Annotated in this window: 19 protein-coding genes; 7 read left to right on the top strand and 12 right to left on the bottom strand. The window is 38.5% G+C overall.

Annotated elements, in window-relative coordinates; all coding sequences use genetic code 11:
• Positions 1–394 precede the first annotated feature (394 nt).
• From CSV75_RS08505 to CSV75_RS08530, 6 genes are all read right to left on the bottom strand, one after another.
• Positions 395–1,363 carry a C-terminal binding protein gene (locus tag CSV75_RS08505; protein WP_099675500.1) on the bottom strand — a complete coding sequence of 323 codons (969 nt, stop codon included), beginning with the start codon at positions 1,361–1,363 and terminating at the stop codon, positions 395–397.
• Between the two features lie 15 nt (positions 1,364–1,378).
• Entirely contained in the window at positions 1,379–2,347 is a 969-nt protein-coding gene (locus tag CSV75_RS08510; RefSeq protein ID WP_099675501.1) for an L-lactate dehydrogenase, read from the bottom strand.
• Positions 2,348–2,388: 41 nt separating this feature from the next.
• Positions 2,389–3,666 carry a TRAP transporter large permease gene (locus tag CSV75_RS08515; protein ID WP_099675671.1) on the bottom strand — a complete coding sequence of 426 codons (1,278 nt, stop codon included), beginning with the start codon at positions 3,664–3,666 and terminating at the stop codon, positions 2,389–2,391.
• A gap of 5 nt (positions 3,667–3,671) precedes the next feature.
• The gene (locus tag CSV75_RS08520; RefSeq protein WP_099675502.1) at positions 3,672–4,163 is read right to left on the bottom strand and encodes a TRAP transporter small permease; all 492 of its coding nucleotides are present in this window, start codon (positions 4,161–4,163) and stop codon (positions 3,672–3,674) included.
• A 71-nt stretch (positions 4,164–4,234) separates the two neighbouring features.
• Positions 4,235–5,272, bottom strand: a complete 1,038-nt coding sequence (locus CSV75_RS08525) for a TRAP transporter substrate-binding protein (protein WP_099675503.1) — start codon at positions 5,270–5,272, stop codon at positions 4,235–4,237.
• A gap of 57 nt (positions 5,273–5,329) precedes the next feature.
• Positions 5,330–6,094 (bottom strand): dimethylarginine dimethylaminohydrolase family protein, encoded by a 765-nt coding sequence (locus CSV75_RS08530; RefSeq protein WP_099675504.1) that lies wholly within the window; start codon positions 6,092–6,094, stop codon positions 5,330–5,332.
• A 259-nt stretch (positions 6,095–6,353) separates the two neighbouring features.
• Here CSV75_RS08530 and CSV75_RS08535 point away from each other — a divergent pair, with 259 nt between their 5' ends.
• The 3 genes from CSV75_RS08535 to CSV75_RS08545 are packed head-to-tail and all read left to right on the top strand — an operon-like array spanning position 6,354 to position 8,284.
• Complete coding sequence (locus tag CSV75_RS08535) at positions 6,354–6,737, top strand: helix-turn-helix domain-containing protein (RefSeq protein ID WP_099675505.1); 384 nt, start codon at positions 6,354–6,356, stop codon at positions 6,735–6,737.
• A gap of 14 nt (positions 6,738–6,751) precedes the next feature.
• Positions 6,752–7,087 carry an IclR family transcriptional regulator domain-containing protein gene (locus CSV75_RS08540; RefSeq protein WP_158231636.1) on the top strand — a complete coding sequence of 112 codons (336 nt, stop codon included), beginning with the start codon at positions 6,752–6,754 and terminating at the stop codon, positions 7,085–7,087.
• A gap of 24 nt (positions 7,088–7,111) precedes the next feature.
• Complete coding sequence (locus tag CSV75_RS08545) at positions 7,112–8,284, top strand: aminotransferase A (RefSeq protein ID WP_099675507.1); 1,173 nt, start codon at positions 7,112–7,114, stop codon at positions 8,282–8,284.
• Positions 8,285–8,863: 579 nt separating this feature from the next.
• Here the strand turns inward: CSV75_RS08545 and CSV75_RS08550 are convergent.
• The 3 genes from CSV75_RS08550 to CSV75_RS08560 all read right to left on the bottom strand — a co-directional run bounded on the left by CSV75_RS08550 (position 8,864) and on the right by CSV75_RS08560 (position 11,793).
• On the bottom strand, positions 8,864–9,838 hold the full coding sequence (locus tag CSV75_RS08550) for a sensor domain-containing diguanylate cyclase (protein ID WP_099675508.1): 975 nt from the start codon (positions 9,836–9,838) through the stop codon (positions 8,864–8,866).
• Entirely contained in the window at positions 9,831–10,661 is an 831-nt protein-coding gene (locus CSV75_RS08555; RefSeq protein ID WP_099675509.1) for an alpha/beta fold hydrolase, read from the bottom strand. The genes CSV75_RS08550 and CSV75_RS08555 overlap by 8 nt, the downstream gene beginning before the upstream one ends.
• Before the next feature lie 328 nt (positions 10,662–10,989).
• On the bottom strand, positions 10,990–11,793 hold the full coding sequence (locus tag CSV75_RS08560; protein ID WP_233191640.1) for a DUF2935 domain-containing protein: 804 nt from the start codon (positions 11,791–11,793) through the stop codon (positions 10,990–10,992).
• Positions 11,794–12,097: 304 nt separating this feature from the next.
• Between CSV75_RS08560 and CSV75_RS08565 the strand changes: the two genes are divergently transcribed.
• A complete protein-coding gene (locus tag CSV75_RS08565) occupies positions 12,098–12,373 on the top strand; it encodes a YqhV family protein (RefSeq protein WP_099675510.1) in 276 nt (91 codons plus the stop codon).
• Between the two features lie 68 nt (positions 12,374–12,441).
• Here the strand turns inward: CSV75_RS08565 and CSV75_RS08570 are convergent, their stop codons facing one another.
• Together CSV75_RS08570 and CSV75_RS08575 are read right to left on the bottom strand one after the other, a co-directional pair.
• A complete protein-coding gene (locus CSV75_RS08570) occupies positions 12,442–13,674 on the bottom strand; it encodes an MFS transporter (protein WP_099675511.1) in 1,233 nt (410 codons plus the stop codon).
• A gap of 140 nt (positions 13,675–13,814) precedes the next feature.
• Positions 13,815–14,441 carry a LysE family transporter gene (locus CSV75_RS08575; protein ID WP_099675512.1) on the bottom strand — a complete coding sequence of 209 codons (627 nt, stop codon included), beginning with the start codon at positions 14,439–14,441 and terminating at the stop codon, positions 13,815–13,817.
• A gap of 249 nt (positions 14,442–14,690) precedes the next feature.
• On the opposite strand from CSV75_RS08575, the gene CSV75_RS08580 reads away from it, so the two are divergent.
• From CSV75_RS08580 to CSV75_RS08590, 3 genes are all read left to right on the top strand, one after another.
• Positions 14,691–15,551 (top strand): MBL fold metallo-hydrolase, encoded by an 861-nt coding sequence (locus CSV75_RS08580; protein WP_099675513.1) that lies wholly within the window; start codon positions 14,691–14,693, stop codon positions 15,549–15,551.
• 239 nt (positions 15,552–15,790) lie between these two features.
• Positions 15,791–16,234: a hypothetical protein gene (locus CSV75_RS08585; protein WP_099675514.1), complete on the top strand. Its 444-nt coding sequence runs from the start codon at positions 15,791–15,793 to the stop codon at positions 16,232–16,234.
• A gap of 252 nt (positions 16,235–16,486) precedes the next feature.
• Complete coding sequence (locus tag CSV75_RS08590; protein WP_099675515.1) at positions 16,487–17,311, top strand: conserved phage C-terminal domain-containing protein; 825 nt, start codon at positions 16,487–16,489, stop codon at positions 17,309–17,311.
• A gap of 523 nt (positions 17,312–17,834) precedes the next feature.
• Here CSV75_RS08590 and CSV75_RS08595 read toward each other — a convergent pair.
• Entirely contained in the window at positions 17,835–20,315 is a 2,481-nt protein-coding gene (locus tag CSV75_RS08595; RefSeq protein ID WP_099675516.1) for an Ig-like domain-containing domain, read from the bottom strand.
• Positions 20,316–20,544 lie beyond the last annotated feature (229 nt).

Consider the following 20,544-nt stretch of genomic DNA (forward strand, 5'->3'; position numbering starts at 1 on the left):
CCTTAAATGGGCAGTAGGGCGCTTTTAGCTATGATTTAAGAGGCATGTATAGTAAGACATTTAATTATTTAGGGCGGTACAATACTATGCCTAAGAAACATTCTCGCTAACAAGAATCTACATTGTATCCAGATCAATGCGCAATTTAGGAATTGCGGTTTACGTATAAACTGCAATGCCAGATAGATTTACCTGTGCTTTCTATATATCTCAATTGTCTCTTTCGGCTTGAAAGTTATGACTATCAAGAAAATATATTACCGAGTACTAGGACATCTTAACCTTCACTTTATGAAAAGCAAAAAAGCCTGCACCCCCTTATATCAAGGATGAAGACTCTTCTTTTGAGTTGGATGGCGTCTAGACATGCATTTCCTTCTAGATTAACTTAACTCTATAACCTGACATTATTAACAATTTGACATTTGCTGTAATCGCCTTCCGCAAAATGCTTTACATTCATTGCGCATTCCGCCGTCGCCTCGCGTAATGATTCCTGCGAGTAATAGGCTATGTGTGGAGTAAGTATAATATTTTCCCTCTGTACAAAAGGATGTGTTTGCAGATTCGGATCTTCTTCCTGTAAAACATCAGCTGCATAATATGCCATCTTCCCTGAATCAATCGCATGTACAATAGCATCTTCATTTACCACTTGACCCCTTGCGGCATTAACTAGGATGACACCGTCTTTCATCTTTGCAATACTTGAATTATTGATGATTTCCTTCGTCTGCTGATTGGCAGGCAAATGAAGACTGATTAAATCCGACTGTTGTAGAACATCATCAAAAGAAAGAAGTTCCACACCATATTCTGCCGCTTTTTCATCACTAACAAAAGGATCATAAGCTATTACCCTGCAACCGAATGGTCTTAAACGTTGTGTAACAAGCCTAGAAATATTCCCAAACCCTAGTAACCCCACGGTTTGGTTCTCGAGTCTTCGCATAGCTGGAAACAGGTTATAATCCCAAACAAGATCTTCTTTAACACTTTTATTGAAAGGTAGTATCATGCGATTTAACATGATAAGCATACCTGCAGTATAATCGGCAACTTCTTTAACACAGTATTGCGAAATATGCGTAACAGGGATATTCTTCTTTCTTGCATAGTCGACATCCGCATAATTAAAACCAATCGTTCCAAAAGCAATTAATTTTAATTTAGGAAGCGCATCAATTACTCTTTTTGTAAATGGTTCATATGCACAAATGACAGCATCCGCATCACGGCAATTTTCAATGAGTTCATCTTCAGTTGCAGAGGGGGTTACAATAATTTCCAATTGGTTATCAAATATCTCTTTTTCTATTTCCAATGCACCAGGAAATGTAAAGGTGCGGACAACTTTAAACAATTATAATCGCCTCCTTCAAACCTCGTCTTGATTCAACATTTTCAGTAGCGGGACCAGTGTTTCTTTTAAAATATCGGCTGATGTTTCAAATTTACGATGTTCGTCTTCGTTCAAAGAGAGTTCATAAATTTCCTGCCATCCATTACGGTTCACCAAAGCGGGTACGCCAATATAAATGTCGCGTTTCCCATATTCTCCATTTACATATGCTGAGATGGGTAATATCGTATTTTCATCTTTTACTATAGCTCTTGTCAATCTCATCAACGACATTCCTATACCGTAATACGTAGGTCCTTTCAAATCACTGATTAGATAAGCGGCCTGTTGAGCTTGAATAGCTATTTTATCTATGTCAGACCAATTATACTTTTTATTGTTTTGAATTAAATCCTTAATATTCTGTCCTCCGATTGTTAATTGGCTCGTGACAGGGAATTGAGAATCTCCATGTTCACCAAGAATATATCCTTGAACATTCTTAGTGTCGACTTCGAAATAGCTACCTAATAAATGCATGTATCTCGCTGTATCAAGTATAGTACCAGAGCCCAGAACTTTATTCTTTGGAAGACCTGAAACCTTCCAAGCTATGTATGTCATGACATCCACTGGGTTGGAAGCTATCAACAGTATACCATTGAAGCCTGATGCCATAACACATTCAACGATTTCAGTAATAATTGTAGTATTTTTCTCAGCAACTGTCAGGCGTGTTACTTCTTCACTTTGACTAACTCCGGCAGTAATGCAGACAATGTTAGCGTCTCTGCAATCATTATAATCTCCTTGCCATATTTTCGTTGGAGAAGACGCGAAAGGAACGGCATGGTTCAAGTCCATAGCTTCTCCTATTGCTTTTTTACTGTTCACATCAATGAGAACTATCTCTTCAGTAACCGATTGATTTAATAAAGCAAAGGCGAAAGTAGATCCGACAAAGCCGGTTCCAATAATAACCACTTTGTTTTTAGATACTTCCAAAACTGGTCACTTCCCGTCATTAATATCCAATTCATTTCAATTTACTTTGTAAATACGAGTGAAAGAGCTGGTATGTAGGTGATAATCATAAGCCCAACTATCACGTACATTATAATCGGAAACATTTTCTTTATAATATCTTCCAATGGAGTTTTCCCAACATTGGCGGCTATGAACAAATTCACACCAAAAGGAGGAGTGATGAAGCCGATTGCAAGGTTAACCACCATAATGATTCCGAAATGAACCGGATCTACACCCGCTTGCTGTACAATTGGCAATAGAATTGGTGTTAACATTGCGAGAGCAGGAATCGTATCAACAAATGCACCTACCACAAGTAAAAACAAATTAATTAAAAGAAGTATAACAATCGGATTAGTTGAAAACGAAGCGATTGATTCGGCTATAATCGCGGGAATTCGTTCAACTGATAATAGATAAGCAAATGCAATTGAAGTTCCAATCATATACATTGTAGCGCCTGTTAAATTGATTGTTTCAAGCAAGCTCTCTTTGATTTCTTTCCACTTTAATTCCTTATGAACAAATGCGCCAATAATAAATGAATAGATTATTGCAACTACGGATGCTTCGGTAGGAGTAAAAACTGAACCGTAGATTCCACCTAAAATAATAATGGGAGCAAGCAGTGCCCATTTTGCATCCCAAATTGATCTCACTAATGCAGAGAAACTGATATCAATTTCTTCTTTTACAATCTCATCGCCCTGTTTCTTAATTGTCCTGTAAGAGACGAACATCAAAATTACAGCAATTAAAAGTCCTGGCAAAATACCTGCTTTAAATAACTCGCCAATGGATGTACCACTGATGACACCATAAAGTATTAACGGAATACTTGGAGGAATAATAACGCCAATACAACCAGCTGCTGCTGTAATAGCCGAAGCAAAAGCGGGATTGTAATTTTTTTCTTTCATTGAAGGGATCATGAATGAACCAATTGCTCCCACAGTAGCGGGTCCGGAACCTGACAACGCAGCAAAAAATGCGCATGCAACAACAGTAACCATTGCCAGACCCCCAACCATCCAACCGACAAGCTGTTTAGCCAGGTTTAGTATTCTCTCCGAAATACCACCCTTCCCCATCAACAGACCACCTAGCATAAAGAAAGGAATAGCCATTAGCGGAAAGGAGTCAAGAGAAGTAAAAAGTTTCTGAATGAGCATGGGAAGACTTACTGAGTCCAAGAAAAAAATAACTAGCATGGAAGATAGGCCAATTGCCACACCAATAGGTACACTTAATAGAATAAAAGCAAAGAGACTCCCAAATAAGATCAACATAGTCATATGCATCAATCCCCACTTACGACAATTTTTTCAGGCTTGAAAATAAAGTACAGTCGTTGAACTAAACGGATGAGCATTAACACTCCACCGATTGGAATGATTAAGTATACTACCCACATTGGCAAATCAAGCGTTGAAGTTTTTTGTCCCATTAATTTAATAGTTTGCACAACCTGAGTTCCTACTATAGCCATCACAAAAGCAAATACAGACCACAATAAAATTACAATTACTTGTACTATTTTTTGTACATTCACTGGAAGTCTGTCTACAAGAAAGGTTATTTTAATATGATCATTTTTACGAATTGTGTAACTCATACTGATCCACGTAATCCAGATAAGCAAATAACGTGCCAGTTCAGCGCTCCAGCCAACCGATATATTGAAAACATAACGGGCGAGAACTTGAAGAAATACAAGTACTACAATAAAGAGCGTTGAAATTATAAGTAACCATTCTTCCATTTTAATATCTATGAGCTCTTTCCATCTCAAAGCGTATCCCCCCTTAAAGGCAACTTTAGGATTTATGAAAAAATAGGAGGCTGGCCGCCTCCTATTCTTTATTATTCACTATAGCTTTTAGCTAAATCAATTAAATCTTTTCCGATTATATCCTCAAACTTTTTATAAACCGGCTGAACCGCCTCAATAAATTTCTGTCTCTCATCCTGTGTTAGTTCAGTAACTTCTATTAAATTCTCGCTTTTGAATTTATTAGTCATTGATTCTTCATCTTCATCGACAAATTGATAGTATTCTGCCTCTGTATTTTTACCGGCTTCAGTAATAATGTCTTGAATATCAGCAGGCATCTCATCAAATAACTTATTATTGAACAAAATGGCTAAACCCGAATACTGATGGCTTGTTAATGTCAAGTATTTTTGCACTTCGTAAAACTTACTTGCATAGATAAGTGATAAAGAATTATCCATACCGTCATACGTTTTCTGTTGCAATGCGCTGTATAGCTCGCCAAATGCTAATGGAGAAGCATTTGCGCCAAGATTATTGAAAATATCCTGTTGAATTTCAGACTCTTGTACCCGAATTTTTAAGCCTTTCATATCTTTTGGCTCTGAGATAGGCCTTTTGTTATTTAAGATATGTCTAAATCCATCATAGCCATAACCAAGAGCTTTTAGATTGATACTTCCTAAACCATCGGAGAGCTCTTTTCCTAAATCACCCGCTAGAGCCTCTCTAGGTACTTCTTTACTTGCGAATAAGAAAGGGAGATCTAGTACATAAAAACGTTCATCGAAGGTTCCTAGCGACGGTGTTCCAACCATACTAATATCCGCATTTACAAGCTGTATAGCTTCAATAATTTCACGATCTGAGCCATACAACTCGCCATTTGCAAATACTTCTACTTTTACTTTGCCGTCGGATTTCTCTTCTACTTCGTCTTTAAAGACAAGAGCCGCTTTATGGGCTGGATGATCAGTCGGTACAATATGTGGAAACTTTAACGTATACGTAGCGCTTCCACCCTTAACTTCTTCGCCTGAAGCAGAATTGACGTCATCACCGGAACAGGCAGACAGGAAAACGGCCAATAATGCTGACATTGCTATCAATAACCATTTGTTCTTCATACAATTACCCCCTATTTTTTTCGTAAGTATGGAACAAAGATAAGAATGTTTACTTAGTTAAAAACGCAGTGACAAACAACTTAAACCGCCATCATGTTTCTGAAACTCTGACATCTCTACTTCAACTGCGTTAAAGCCTGCATCTTCTATTTTTTGTTTTGTTTCAGGAAAACCTGCAGGAACAATAACTTTTTCATTAACGCGAATAGTATTTGCTGTATATTCTTCTTTAGCTGGCACAACTATTTTTTTATATTCAGCAAATGCCGGATGGTTGATAAATTCACCCGCCACAACTACTGTATGATCACCAAGGAATGTAATCCCCGTTTTCAAATGGAAAAACTCTTCTAGTGTCGTAATCGTTACATGATACCCTGCATCTTCAAGAATTTTCTTAAGCTGATTCGCTCCTTCTTGATTTGTTCTATCCGAAATACCGATATAGAAGTTTCTATCAATTTGCATAACATCTCCGCCATCCAATGTGCCGGGTTCCTGTATATATCGGAATTCATCATAATAATTCTTTAACACCTGTTCTATTTCAATAATTTCTTTGTTACGTGAATCTGCTCCAGGATTTGTAATAACCGCAAACTCTGGTACTATTACCGCAGCATCTTCTACAAAGCAAGAATCCGGAAACTCTTCACTCGAATCAAGTTCGTGTACTGAAACATCACAACTTTTAAGCGCTTTCACATATTCTTCATGTTGCTGAAGAAGTTTTTCATAATTTGGTTCTCCTAAGTCAGATGTCGTCAATCCATTTAAATAGCTTTTTCCGGGTTTCTTTACAATTGTCTGTTTAAATAACAAGTTTCATTCCTCCTAATCTTTTATAAAAAACTAAAATGTAAACGGTTTCAAATGAAAATAAACTATTAACAAAAATTCCTTCCACTATGCGGAAAGTTTTTGTTGTAAACGGGATATGTTTTCATTATAATGAAACAGAATTGAATGTCAATACAAAATTTTCTGTAATATCGAGAACTTCAACCATACATTTTTTCTTAATAGGGTTCTAAAAGTTCTTTCTCTCTAAAATTTTATTATAAAGAAAGGCGAGTTGATTATGCAGACAATTACTCGGGCGATGAAAATAGTTGATTGTTTTATTTCTAGCGAACCAAATCGATTTTTATCAATTACCGAGCTTTCCAAACAATGTAATTTACCTGTCAGTTCTATTCATCGCATACTTAACGCCATGATAAAGCACGAATTAATACAACAAGATAAAGAGCGTAAATTATACGGACTTGGCATCACTTGGTTGGAATATGGATTAAAAATGTATGACACTATGGATTATGTCAGTATGGTACGACCTGATTTAGAATATTTAATGAAGCAAGCAGAGGCTAGCGTCTATTTACGAAAGCCAATTGGTTCGGAATCAATCATTATTGAACGAATTGATTGCACGAACCAAACCATTCTTGCCATGAAAAACTAGGATTACGAGCTTCCTTGCATGAAGGGCAAGCGAATTTGACTATGTTAGCTCATATGAAAAGAGATGAAATTGAAGAAATCATTCAAGAGTTGATTCCAGAAAACGAAAAAGATGACTTTATTCTTCAGTTAAACAACATCAAGAGAGATGGCTATGCTATTGGCGAGGACAATGACGACCAGATCACTACTGTTGCAGCGCCTATATTGAACCATTATGGGGATATTATCGGAGCGGTGAATGTGAAAATTAAAAGTTCTACAATGACCTCCGAAAAAAAAGAACAAGTTATTAACGAAGTTACAAATACAGTAAACAAAATCTCTTGGAAAATGGGATATCAAAATTAAAAGCATGGAAGGGAAGATACAGTCATGAAACACTTACTAAATAAAAACGTGAAAAATATCGAAATCTCAGGTATTCGCAAGATTTCAAACTTGATAGATAAATCGTCTGACACAGTCAATATGACCTTTGGACAACCTAATTTTTCTACACCTGATTACATTAAAGATGCGGCAATTAGAGCTATAAAGGATAATCACACAGACTATACAGAAACAGCCGGAGTATACGAACTCCGCCAGGCTGCTTGTGATTACGTGGAAAAGTTGTATGGATTGAATTACAACCCAGAAAACGAAATAATTGTCACAGTAGGCGCAAGTGAGGCTTTGGATATTACACTACGGACAATACTTAATGAGGATTCGGAAGTCATTATGCCTGCCCCAGTGTTTGTTGGCTACGAGCCTTTGATTAAAATGTGTAACGCGAAAGTCGTCTATGTAGACACAACTGAAACTGATTTCAAAATGACCGCCTCTATGATCGAAGAAAAACTAACAGACAAAACTCGTTGTGTCCTACTGCCTTATCCAAGCAATCCAACTGGTACCGTCTTGACAAAAGAAGAAGTAATGGAAATTGGCGAATTACTTCGTGGAAAAGATATCTTTATTATTTCTGATGAAATTTATAGTGAACTAGTATATGAAAGTAAGCATTTTTCAATTGGAGCAGTACCAGGATTAAAAGATCAGACCATTATTATTAACGGTCTTTCAAAGTCCCATGCAATGACAGGATGGAGAATTGGTTTCGCCTTTGCACCGGCTTATCTAGTAGATCAATTTTATGCCGTTCACTCGTTTAACGCTATTTGCGCACCTTCAATTAGCCAGTATGCATCCATCGAGGCTTTAAGACAAGGCGTAGATCGTGAAGAAATTATGATGATGAAGGAAGATTATAAAAGAAGAAGGGACTTCGTCTACTCGCGGATAAAAGAAATGGGTCTGAAAGTAACTAAACCTGAAGGTGCTTTTTATATTTTCCCTTCCATTAAGAACACCGGGCTAACTTCTGAAGAATTTGCCTCTCGCCTACTTGAAGAAGCGAATGTGGCCGTCATTCCCGGTAGTGCGTTCTCTTCATATGGAGAAGGATATTTACGAATCTCATATGCACAGTCTATGGAGGAATTAGTAAAAGGCATGGAAGGACTCGAGCGCTTCTTGACTAAACTAGCGCAAGAAGCTTAAATTCATATTACAGTATTTTTTATAAGCGCATCTGTAAAGGAAATATTCATGATAGTTTCCTTTACATATACGCATTTTCCATTTAAATGTAATGAAGACGTATACTTTTAGTATAGAACCTGTGAAACATAATCAGGACAAGTGCTGTGATAAAGCGTTTGATGTGTCTTCATAACATAAGCGTGGCGTACTATTCGATTGCCAATTGCGATATACGCGTGACCTGTCAACTTACAATAGTGTGCATTCCTTTACAGCTCCTTTGTAAACGAATGTGGACTATACGAATACTTAGTCAGGGTTGTTACTCAATAGTATATTATGTAGGCAAGAACTACAGTAGGAAGCCGAACGAGACTAATTTCTTTTATTCACCTTAAATATGAAACATCCACTAGTTCCAAATCGGATTCGTTTGAAGCCATGTGTACTATCTTGGATGATCAGAATTGTATGTTAATAATCATTTTGTTAAGGATAAAGTTCCTAAACTGATTTCTCAACCAAGGAACTCTTTCGTCTTGTACCTATCAAGTTATTTGACTATTTTCCGGGCTGTGTGGGGGCCTGGCACCTCCCTCACTCTTCCGTTCCAAATGTAACTCGATTCCGTCCATGTTCTTTTGAGTAATACAATGCCCAATCTGCTCTAGACTGCAAGGAATTCTCTGTATCTCCTGGCACTTTGGTCGCTACCCCGATACTGATCGTAACACCATAAGTATTCCAGTCCGCATTCTCCACTCGGCAACGAATTCTCTCAGCTATTTCTAACGCCTCCACTTTCCCTGTTGAGGGGAGAACTAACGCAAATTCTTCTCCCCCGTAACGAGCAGCCACATCATCTTTTCTCGTTCCATCCCTCAACAAATTCCCTAATTTCCGCAATATACTGTCGCCTGTCAAATGACCATATGTATCATTGACTTTTTTAAAATAGTCTATATCAATCAACAGAAAAGAAAGGGTCAGGAACTGTTCAGTGTCCGGCATGAAATAGGAAGAAAGACAGTCTTGTAGGTAGTGACGGTTCCTGAGCCCTGTAAGTCCATCCGTATTGGCCATCTCAAGAAGCGACTCATTTACTGCCAATAACTTTTTCTGCTTAGACTCCAACTCGATTCGCAAACGCTCCAACTCTGCTATTTGCTTCGCCTTCAGTAGATTGCGTGTTTCGGTGTCTTTTTTGGCTGCCAAAATCACTTCCTCATACTCGATCCTGCTTTTCATATGTAGACATGCACAGTCATTGAACACCTTTCCATCTCGTTCATTGCGCAATGCATTCAATAGCACGGGAATTTCCTGCCCATCTTTAGACTTAAATGAAAAATACATCTCTTCTACTTTATTCTGCAATCGAATCATTGGAAAAAAGTACAGCTGGTAAAAAGACCGGCTTGCGTTTGGCAATAGTAAATTGATATGTTTCCCCTGTACTTCATGAAGCTGATAACCGAGTAAACTATGCAGCGTTTGATTGACGTCAATCATCATCCCTGTGTCATCAAGTGTAAAATAGCCGAACGGTGCAGAATCTAACTGTCTATCCATGTGTGACAGGACTCCTGTAGACGGAAGACAAATAATTATGAATAAGCTCAATGGTTTCTTCTGGATGACTCATATGAGGGCAGTGTCCTGTCGCTTCCATCATTTGAAGCGTGCTGTTCTGTAGGTGTTTATGCATATAATGCCCTACTTCAACAGGCGCAATACTATCATCCGAACATTGAAGAATGAGTGATGGCACCAGTACTTTCCTCACATCATCCCGATGATCAGAGAAGAAAGTCGCCATCGCAAAACGGTGGGCAACTTCCGGGTCCGTCGAGCAAAAGTTGTCCTCTAATTGCTGTGAAAGTTCCGGCCTTTCAGGGTTCTTCATAATAACTTGTGCCAAGTAATTCGCCCAGCCGATATAATTCATGTCCATCATCTGGATCAAGCCTTCTAAATCTTCCTTCTCAAACCCGCCAAAATAGTCGGGCATTTCATTCAGGTAATAAGGAGAGGGGCCAATTAAAATGAGGTGTTCAAACAAATCAGGCTCCTGAATAGACGCTAGCATACCGATAATACCGCCGACAGAATGTCCAACGAATATCGCTTCCTTCAATTCTAAAGCATTACACACATCAAGCACGTCTTGCGCATACCCATTGAGATCTTGATATTTTTCCGCACGGTACGCTTGATAATCTGACTGTCCCGAACCGACATAATCGAATAAAACCACTTGGAAATGGTCTTCAAAGTAAGGCGCTGTCAAGCTCCACACATTTAAATCACATCCGAACCCAGGCGCAAATAGTATAGTCTTTTCACCTTTCCCCGTGACTTTAACATTATTGCGTAAAAGAATATCTTGATTCATAGTACAACCTCCATTTTTCAATTTACTATACCTAGTCATATAGTTGTAATATATCTAGTTCATTCATCCCAACTTCAGTATATAGTAAATTTTGATCTCTTACAATTCAGTATATTTATTGTGTTCATAACTCGTAGATGAATCATCATGCCGTTTTATTCCTAACGGTTCATACCCGGCGCGACTTCCTTCGCTAGTATGTGGGGAGCTGTACATCACATATAAAAAAAAGCGTCTACTCCGAAATTACGGAATGGACGCTTTCTTCTGTATAACGGTTTTATTTATCTCATGTTTAACTAACCAAATTATGTGAGGACCCGGTACGTCACTCTCGTGATTTCGTCGGATCTCCCTTTGGCCCTGGAATATCCGTTAACTCAGCTAATTTCGTTAAATAATAAATTTCTTCACGTGCCATATGATCAGCCATTAAAGGAGTGAGGGTTCCAAGCGTTTCTTTCTTCATATCCATCTCTTCTAGCTCTTTCAAAAACGCTTTGAATATAGTCATTTCTAAGTTAATGTCCTGGTGGAATCTATTTAACGCAGGGAACTCCATCAGATTCGTACGTACATAACCCGCCATCTCAATCGCTTTTAAATAAAAGGCTTCCCACTCTTTAGTAAATCTTTCACTTTTCTTTTTCAGCTGCGTTTCCACACGGTCTAAATTTGTATCCAGAGCGTTTGCATGCCCCACCGCATCTAGCAACCAAAGCAAGTCATGATGAAGAGGATGCACGATTGGCGGCTTCTCTCCTTTCGCGAAACATGCAAATAGACGTATAGCTTCTTCCACTTCATTCACCATATGATTAATAAAGCTAGGCGGCAAAGAAATTTTGATGTTTCCGACTAAATGCCGCTCGATCAATAACAATTTAAATTTGCGGATTTCTTCAGCTGCTTTTTTAGTTTCTTGCGCTACTGTTTGTAGAGCTTGTGTATCGGCACCTTCTTTTGCTTTAGCTAGAAAACTATCAAATACCTGTATAAAATTACTTGCCGTCTGAATAGTTTCCACTTCATCAGGCGCTAATGAATCGTGAATGAAGCGTGCATGATCACCTAATATCTGCAACCAAAAACGCAGTTCAAAAGACATCTCTTCCTGTAAACTCTTCAATATATTCCCTCCCTATTCGTCGAGGTTCCTGACGAGAGATCTTCTCATCACACGAACAAATATGAGAAGTTTTCCATTTTCAATCATCTACAACCTTCTTCCCCATTCATAATATGTTGCGTTACTGATTTTATGTATGTTTGACCAGAGTGCTCACGCCAGCAGTTGAGCATGCAACGGAGCATATGACCGATCTATACTCGGGGTACAAATAACACATGGACGTCTAGCATATAGATAGTATTACCTCCCACCAACCCGAATTGTGCGGGGACCTGGTACCGCCCACCAAATACAATCAAAGGACGTGATTTTCATCATAGAAAGAGCGCTGCTTTTCATTATCATATTACGAGTAATTTCAGGAAGTATAGAAATAACAGCCGCTGCACTCATGTTTAAATTCAATGACTTGGAAAAGGCGTTTTATATTAACTCGTTACTAGCACTAGTCGGTCCATTTATATTAATCGTGACGACTGGAATCGCCTTGCATGGTCTCACAGAAAAAGTATCTTTGTTACGTATGATCTGCCTATTCGCAGGGATTTTCCTCATTCTTTTTAGTTTGAAATCCAAGTAACTTCTTCCTCTTGTACATACCTGTAAAACGAAAAAGAACCTGACAGCAATGAACTGTCAGGTCCTTTTTCAATTTTTTTCATTTGATTCTTCAATTTCCTCGACTTGTATGAACTTAAAAACCAGAACAGTTAAAATAACTCCCAGTACAGCGGCCAAGATATAACTGCCGTTCAGAAAATCTTTCATGGCAATCGACATCAATGGAGGACCTGCTGCTACACCGATAAATCTGGCTGAACTGTAAAAAGAGGAAACCGTGCCGCGCAGTTCTTTTTCAATATTCTCTGTAATAATAGCATCCAATGCGGGTAACAATGCGCCAATAGCTATTCCCACGATACTCGTCACGATCAACAAGAGGATCAGTTTTTTGCTTGTGAATCCAACAAAAATGACGCTGACAGACATGGCGATTAAGCAAATGACCATGACCCTCTTTATCGTTTTTAGCTCTCCTTTAATTTTCCGGCCCGATAAAAAGGAAGCAATACAAAGGAATAATAGCGGAATAGCCAACACAAAGCCTTTCTTAATCCCCTCAATATCATGGATTTTCTCCAGGTTTTCCGATAAAAAAAACAACATACTGAATAATACCAGCATGACCAGAACACCATTCAAGAACACGGTATATAACCATTTACCTTCTGACGCAAATATGTCTTTCGTGTTCTGTATAAATACCTTAAACTTCACTGGTTCATCTTTTTCTTTCGGGACTTTAACAAAGATCCAGATTAGAACAAACGAAATGACACTGAGTGCAGAAATAGAGAAGAATGGCAGGAACCATAACGCAGCAGCTAATGCTGAACCTAAGATAGGCGCTAATACTTTTCCAAACGTGTTCGACGTTTCGATAATCCCTAAACAATTACTGCTTTTTTCGCCGTCATCTTTATACAAGTCACCCACGAGCGGTAAAACGATTGGCATAGCACCGGCCGCTCCTATACCTTGTAATACCCGTCCAATAATAATTATTGTATACGGGTCATCCATCTTCCACGACGCAAATCCTGCAACCAGCCCCCCGATCAACGCAAAGACCAAACTTGGCAATATGACCATCTTCCGTCCGAAACGGTCTGATAAATAACCGGCTACTGGTATAAGAAATATAGCCGCCACCGAATAACTGGTAATTATCATACTCGATTGGAACGACGTAATACCCACTTTATCTTCCAATAAGGGCAGCACTGGTATGAGCATAGAATTCCCGAGCGTCATAATAAGAGGAATTGAAGCCAGACTGACAATGCACCACACACTCACTTTGTCCGCACCTTTTTCCATTACCACACCTCGTCTTATTGTGTTCAAATAATTACAGGTATGGTCTCCTAACTTGATCTTTTTATACTTCACTACTTATTTTTTATCGCCGCTAACCGTATAGTATGTAAAAAATCATGCAAACATTCCAGTGAAATTGATTAAAATAACGCTTGATACGCTTGAATGCCGAAGTATAGTCCAAAACCGATCATAGATAGAGAAGAAATAAGGGAAACGATGATCAACAGCCTGACAGATAAGAACTTTCGTGCTCCACTGGATAAAAAGGCCATCATCACATCCACAATGATGATTCCTAACATAATCGCACCACTGTTGAATATGATTTGATATCCTGTAGATCCACCAGCTGTTTTAGCAAGAATCGAACCATAAATACCTAACCAAAAAATAATCGTAAGCGGATTCATCAATGACATCAAAAAGCCCGTCAACATAGAAGTTCGCAGTCTAACTCTTTTACCGAATTTCAAACTCATTTCCACTTTATTCAACGTGAGTAAATTTTCAATACCCGTGTACAGTAACACAAAACACCCAAACGACCAGAGGATGATTTTAATTAAAGGTGACTCAATAAATTGTCCCACTCCAAAGTACACGATGAACATATACAGAATATCCGCCGCCACCGAACCCAAACTAAAAGCCCAGGCGTGAAAAAAACCTCTTTTAATTCCCGTATTTAACAGAACCGTTTTAACCGGACCGATTGGCGCAGCTAAGGATGCTCCAAGGAACATATAGACAACTAGTGAATTCACAAATCAACCTCCTATAAAATGATGTCCTACATTTTATTCGAAGATAATGACTAATAGGACTTTATAAGAGGTAATTTTGAGGAAATATTTTAGAATACATAACTCGTCATAGTAGTATCTTTCGTGATGAAAATTGACTGGAGACCTGGCACCGGACTGCATAATCACTCCCCTTTTGTGAATACTACAATCGAAAAAGGGTATGCATAAGGCAAGTGACTTTTTAAAGAAAATGAAAGAGGTGTTTTCTTGGATAAACAATTATCTAACGGAGAAGATTATAAATATATACCCGCTACGTCCATTGGAAGTGGAAAAGGACTAGAAGTGTTACCGGATCTATATTGCCACACCATACAAATTGTGAATATTGTTTTAGTGGGTCATCCGGACTCAAAAGACTTTGTGTTAATTGATACCGGGATGCCGTACTCGGCTGAGAAAATTATCGCGGTTATAGAAGAGCGTTTTGGTGTGAAGAGTCGTCCGAAAGCTATTCTATTGACGCATGGACATTTTGATCATGTCGGCGCAGTCATTGAACTAGTGGAACATTGGAATGTGCCCGTGTATGCCCATGATTTAGAGTTGCCGTTTTTGACAGGCAAATCCAGTTATCCAGACCCCGATACGAGTGTAGAAGGCGGGATGATTGCCAAAATGTCCTCTATTTTCCCAACCGATCCTATTCAATTAGGAAGCCATATCCAAAGCTTACCGCCAGACGGTAGTGTACCTTTTTTGCCGGAATTTAAATGGATCCACACACCGGGTCATTCACCGGGACATGTCTCGTTCTTCAGGCAGAAAGACGAAGCTTTAATTGCCGGAGATGCATTTGTGACTGTAAAGCAAGAGTACCTCTATAAGGTACTTACGCAAGAACAAGAAATTAGTGGTCCACCGCGCTATTTAACCACAGATTGGGACGCTGCTTTAGATTCCGTTATGAAATTAGAAGCCTTACAACCATCAGTCGCGGTAACGGGCCATGGATTGCCTATGAAGGGAGAGGTACTTGCGAGTAGCCTAAAAAAATTAGTCGATGAATTTGATCGTATCGCCATTCCGGATTACGGGAAGTTTGTCGACAAAGAAACGGATCGATAAGTTACCCTGCCCACTACATCATCTTCTGTATAATGAAAATTACATGCGTACAGGCATAGTGATTTCATTATACAGAAGTTTTTTATGGCTACTTATCGTACAGTCAGCATGGCCACCATCCTTTATTTTATCCTTACAGAACCCCGACTAAAGCGCTAAAGGACTATTGCACCTTTCATTAAATATCTAAACTATTAGACTAGTACGGGAACAAGTAATGAGGTAAAGGAGAATGTCAAATGAAAACAATGAAAAGAAATTGGATGATGATCATTGCTTTTGCGGTAATCATTAGTGGTATCGGGGGTTTGGTTTCACCTAAGGCAGAAGCAAATTGGCTTTATAAAACCAGAAGTGGTTATTTTACTAATTACGTCGAGACACAAAATTATCAAGGTAGTTATAGCAGTAGTGCAAAAAGTTTTCTTATAATGGATGGGTCAATCACAGCAAATAGTACCGCGGGTGGTTCATTCATGCTATACATACAGAAGAGACCATACGGTACTGCCAACTGGCAAACAATTAAAACAGTTATAGCCGATAAAAATGGTACCACTCGTTTTGAATCCCCTAAATTCTCACCACGGGATGGATACAGATTCAAGCTAGTGAATCTTGGAATAAAAAATAGAGTGAATTACAAAATACAATGGGTTCCATGGGCTTCTGCCTATAAATAAGCAGCAAGTCATCATATATGCCGATGTCTAATAAGAAAAGGATCAACCGTATCGAAATGGTTGATCCTTTTGTTATGAAAAATACTAGTTGCTTATTGGTTTCATAATGGTTTTGCAGCTTGGCACTCGCAACAATCCATGACCTTTTACCTTCTTTTTAAAAATGAGTATCCTTTTCGAGAAAACTCTCTATATGGAGTATGAGAAGTACAAATTGCGTACTCCAAAAACTTTCTCTAGGAGGATAACGATATGAAATTATTAATGAATGAAGAGCCGATTCCATTATTACCGTCATTGGCCATGAAAGTTGGATTAAACGCCGCGCTGTTCCTGCAGCAATTGCACTACCGCTTGAATATTTCAAAAAACATTCGTGAGGGTCACAAATGGGTATTCAATTCATACGACGACTGGAAGGAAGAATTTCCATTTTGGTCACTAAACACGATCAAACGTATTACGTACGACTTAGAACAAAAAGGATACCTAATTTCCACTTCGAAACACAATAAGATGAAAATCGACAACACCAAATGGTATCGAATCGATTATGAACAACTACCTTTTCCCTATACACCAAATGAAATACCGGCTAACCCAAAATGGGACGCGGCACCACCCCAATATGAGACGACTACCAACCCACAGTTGGATGCTGTGCCAACTCACACTGGGACGGTGGCGCATCCCACTATGAGACGGCCAATAACCAAAGAACTTAAGAATAAAAAGAATAAAACCATTGTCGAGAAGAATCTCGACGTCGCACAATCTGTGATTCATTACCTGAATGACAAAACCGGAAAACATTTCAAAGCGGAGTCCGCTGCTACCCGTAAATTCATCAACGGTCGAATTAAAGAAGGCTATACACAGGAAGATTTCATCAGTGTCATTGATCTAAAAACCAAGCAATGGTTAAACCGCCATGAATTCAGCGCATTCCTACGACCATCGACTTTGTTTAACGCAACGAACTTTGAAAACTATGTCAATGAGCTAGTCACTTCAACGAAACCAAAGAGACGCCCTCTCGTTTCACCCGTGCTCGATTTCAACAGCGGTGATGCGTAAGCAATAAATAGAGAATGAGTATTCTTAGTTTCAATCGGATTGCAATGAATAGAACGACTGAACTATCGTATAATTTTAGACAACTCACCTTCATTCCGAATTAACAAATGATAATGGTTCGTCATCCTACACTACGCAAGCAATGTAAATCTATATTCATCATAGGGATGTAGGATGCACAGATAGGCTCCACTCTTTATTTTAATTTTATGGCGTGGCAGTGATTTTATTACCCACAACGTTTGTATTAATTAAGACTTCTTGACCATTCATATCCATAACGCTTACACTCTTACCGCTAGAGGAATATTTGTCTATGCTCTAGAAGAACGTAATCCTCCACGATTTAACATGATTAGTTGTCGATGCTTGCGGTATTTCTTCAGACTACTCCATTGATGCAGCTTCTGTAACTGACACTTGCCACGCCACCAATAAAAAAGAGTCTTCATGATCGGAAGACCTCAGCAATGTCTTGAATGAATTGTGTCTATATTTTTAGAGATCTGGTGCCGCCTTTATATCACTTTTCATTCAGCACAGTGGAACCGTCATGCTCATAAAATTTAACTTCATATTGACTATAAATCGTTTGCGCAGTAAACAGATAATACTTCCGTTCATCATATGAGCCTGTTGGTTGATTATATATTCTTTCTATTCCTGTTGAAATATATGCTATTCGGGCATCTTCGAAATAGCTAGTCTGTAAATACTCATGTATCTGATCTACTGATGGATTGATTGGTGAATCTACAAATGATTCACTGTCGACAGCATCTAATAACCACTTCTGACCTTCCTTTACAAACGTATATATTACATTAGCGCCTGAACTTAATCCGCGGTTCGGTATAACTGTTTTCAATACTAGTCTTGTAGAGCTTGACTCGATTATTTCAAATTTCAATACTGTGGATACAGGTTCTGCAAACAGCGAGATGTCTAGACTCGGATGCATCCATTCTTCATAATAACGTCTTAGTTCTTCTAGATAAGTAGGCGTGACTAGCGTCTTCAAATCATTTTCAATATAAGAAAAATCTCTGTAAGCGTCATTGACAATTTCTGCTGTTTCAAAAACCTTTCTTATAGCTGGTCCTATCGTTTCGACCATCTTCTTCTTTTCATCTAGAAAAGCTGGGTCTGCAATTCGAACCGGAACAATCACTTTTACTATGGCATCCCGATCATTATTATATGTAACGGTAATGAAGGTTTGGTCACCAGTTTTTGCGTTTGCTCTTGCGTGTACTTCACCAAGATAATTAACCGTAGCCACATTCAAATTTTCCACCTTTAACTTCACATTACTGTCTGGCAGCATCAGAGGATGTGTTTCTTGCTTATAATCAACTCCGCTGATTTCTAATTCGGCTGTCTCGCCTGGCGCTAGCACAAGGGGGTCTGCTATCAATTCCTCATAACTGCACGTGGATCTCTGTCGATATGGGATACTGAGAAATGGATATGTTATATCCCAAAATGTATTTTTCGTCGATCCTATGCGTGCTGATGATTCAAAATATATTTCACCTTTTTCACTAAAACATGCTCTATCTTTGTCAATTTCACCAGCTGCTTTAACTTTATAACCGCCCGTAATATCTACACCTGCAAGTGTAAACTGCAGAACCTCGGCATTTACATTTAAACCTAGACCAAGCTTCGCTTCCGCTTCACCTTTCAACGATAGAAAATCAGCGGACAAATTACTAGTTGAACGATTGAAAGGAGTGTAGTCACTTCCCTCTTTCTTCACCCCAAGGTTATAAGAGCTGTCTTCGACAATTTCAAATTCAATAAATATCTTTCCGCTTGCCTCATAATTTATAAATAATTGAATTTCGGCACCTGCCAACCCATATGCCTTGACAGGAATCGAGATGCCAAGCGGAATTCTCAACGGTTCTGTTTCATAACTTGCCAATTTAAATTCTACGTTCATCTCATTTTTCAATCCGCTGTCTACTTCCAGCCAATCCAACACGAACCCTTTAAAATCAAAATTCACAACAGGCTTGATGAGTTGGACCTTCCCGCCAACTGTCACCGGTCCAACTCTCTCTCCTTCAGGAATTAATTGAACGTCACTATACTCCACATAAGGATTTCCATTTTCACTTCCTATTTCAATTTTACCTATCGAATGAGCCACTGGGTTTTCAACTTCAAAAGTACGTCTATCTCCTTTATTTGTTTCATTTGACACACGGGAATAGACATCAGGATCTAGCTTGAAATCATTTGCTGTTATTGTTAACACGCTCGAAATATCTATATCTTTTATGACATCTTCTAGCTTAGGCTCCTTCGTGATTAAGACCGTATTATTTCTTTCGTTTATGACATCGACAATTTCTTTTGACCAGCCGAAAGGATGTTGTTCTGTTTGAGGGAAAATGACAATATCTCCTTTGGTCAATTTTTTTAACACTTCGGGTAAACCTTTAAAAACAAATCTATCACTTTCATAATTCAAATCTTCTATTGACTGCATGATAGTAGTAGGCAAACTTGTAACTCGCTCTTGATAGATTATGGTATCTTCACTATCTTCACGCGGTACAAATACATTCGACTCGTCCCGCTGTTTACTTGTTTGAAACTTCATTTTGACAGGAGTGCCTAATAATCTGCGCTTTGCAGAAGATACTTCGTTCGCAACAAACAGCGTATAAGAAGTATTCGGACGATAGCCTTCTTTAGGTGGCTGTACCCTTACTTTATTTCCGTTATCTATTAATACAGCGGTCGTCTGAACTACTTGACCAACTTCATCTGTTACGTATACATGTGTATTGGTAATAGATGAGATTTCAACACCTTCGCTAAACGTAATGGTCCATTCTTTGTTTAATGGAACGTTGTTTTGGTCAGGCAAGGATTTCCAATCGGTTTCAGCTTGTACCTTATGATGAATCCAAGTCACGCTCTCCATTAATACAATAGTAACCAACAGTATAAAGATGACTACAGACTTTCGTCTTACGGATCTTAGCAAAAAATCCCCTCCTATACATTTTAGACAGTCATGTATATAGTACCACTCTATAACGCGTTTTTTGCACAGCACGATTTAAATTACCCAGATAATTCATTACGTAACTTCAGCATTGCAATCTAATTATCTTTTTAACTATATTATTTGAATAATTTATGTGACTACCTAGTACGCTCCCCTAAGAGTAAACGTAATTTTCTTTATAAGTGCTTTTTAAGTTATATTTGAC

This window comes from Sporosarcina sp. P18a (genome assembly GCF_002743135.1).
Taxonomy (GTDB): Bacteria; Bacillota; Bacilli; order Bacillales_A; family Planococcaceae; genus Sporosarcina.

Excerpts from the sequence above, each read along its gene's own strand:
- CSV75_RS08515 (WP_099675671.1), bottom strand. The coding sequence starts at position 3,666 with ATGACTATGTTGATCTTATTTGGGAGTCTCTTTGCTTTTATTCTATTA.
- CSV75_RS08525 (WP_099675503.1), bottom strand. The coding sequence starts at position 5,272 with ATGAAGAACAAATGGTTATTGATAGCAATGTCAGCATTATTGGCCGTT.
- CSV75_RS08535 (WP_099675505.1), top strand. The coding sequence starts at position 6,354 with ATGCAGACAATTACTCGGGCGATGAAAATAGTTGATTGTTTTATTTCT.
- CSV75_RS08545 (WP_099675507.1), top strand. The coding sequence starts at position 7,112 with ATGAAACACTTACTAAATAAAAACGTGAAAAATATCGAAATCTCAGGT.
- CSV75_RS08550 (WP_099675508.1), bottom strand. The coding sequence starts at position 9,838 with ATGGATAGACAGTTAGATTCTGCACCGTTCGGCTATTTTACACTTGAT.
- CSV75_RS08555 (WP_099675509.1), bottom strand. The coding sequence starts at position 10,661 with ATGAATCAAGATATTCTTTTACGCAATAATGTTAAAGTCACGGGGAAA.
- CSV75_RS08570 (WP_099675511.1), bottom strand. The coding sequence starts at position 13,674 with ATGGAAAAAGGTGCGGACAAAGTGAGTGTGTGGTGCATTGTCAGTCTG.
- CSV75_RS08585 (WP_099675514.1), top strand. The coding sequence starts at position 15,791 with ATGAAAACAATGAAAAGAAATTGGATGATGATCATTGCTTTTGCGGTA.
- CSV75_RS08590 (WP_099675515.1), top strand. The coding sequence starts at position 16,487 with ATGAAATTATTAATGAATGAAGAGCCGATTCCATTATTACCGTCATTG.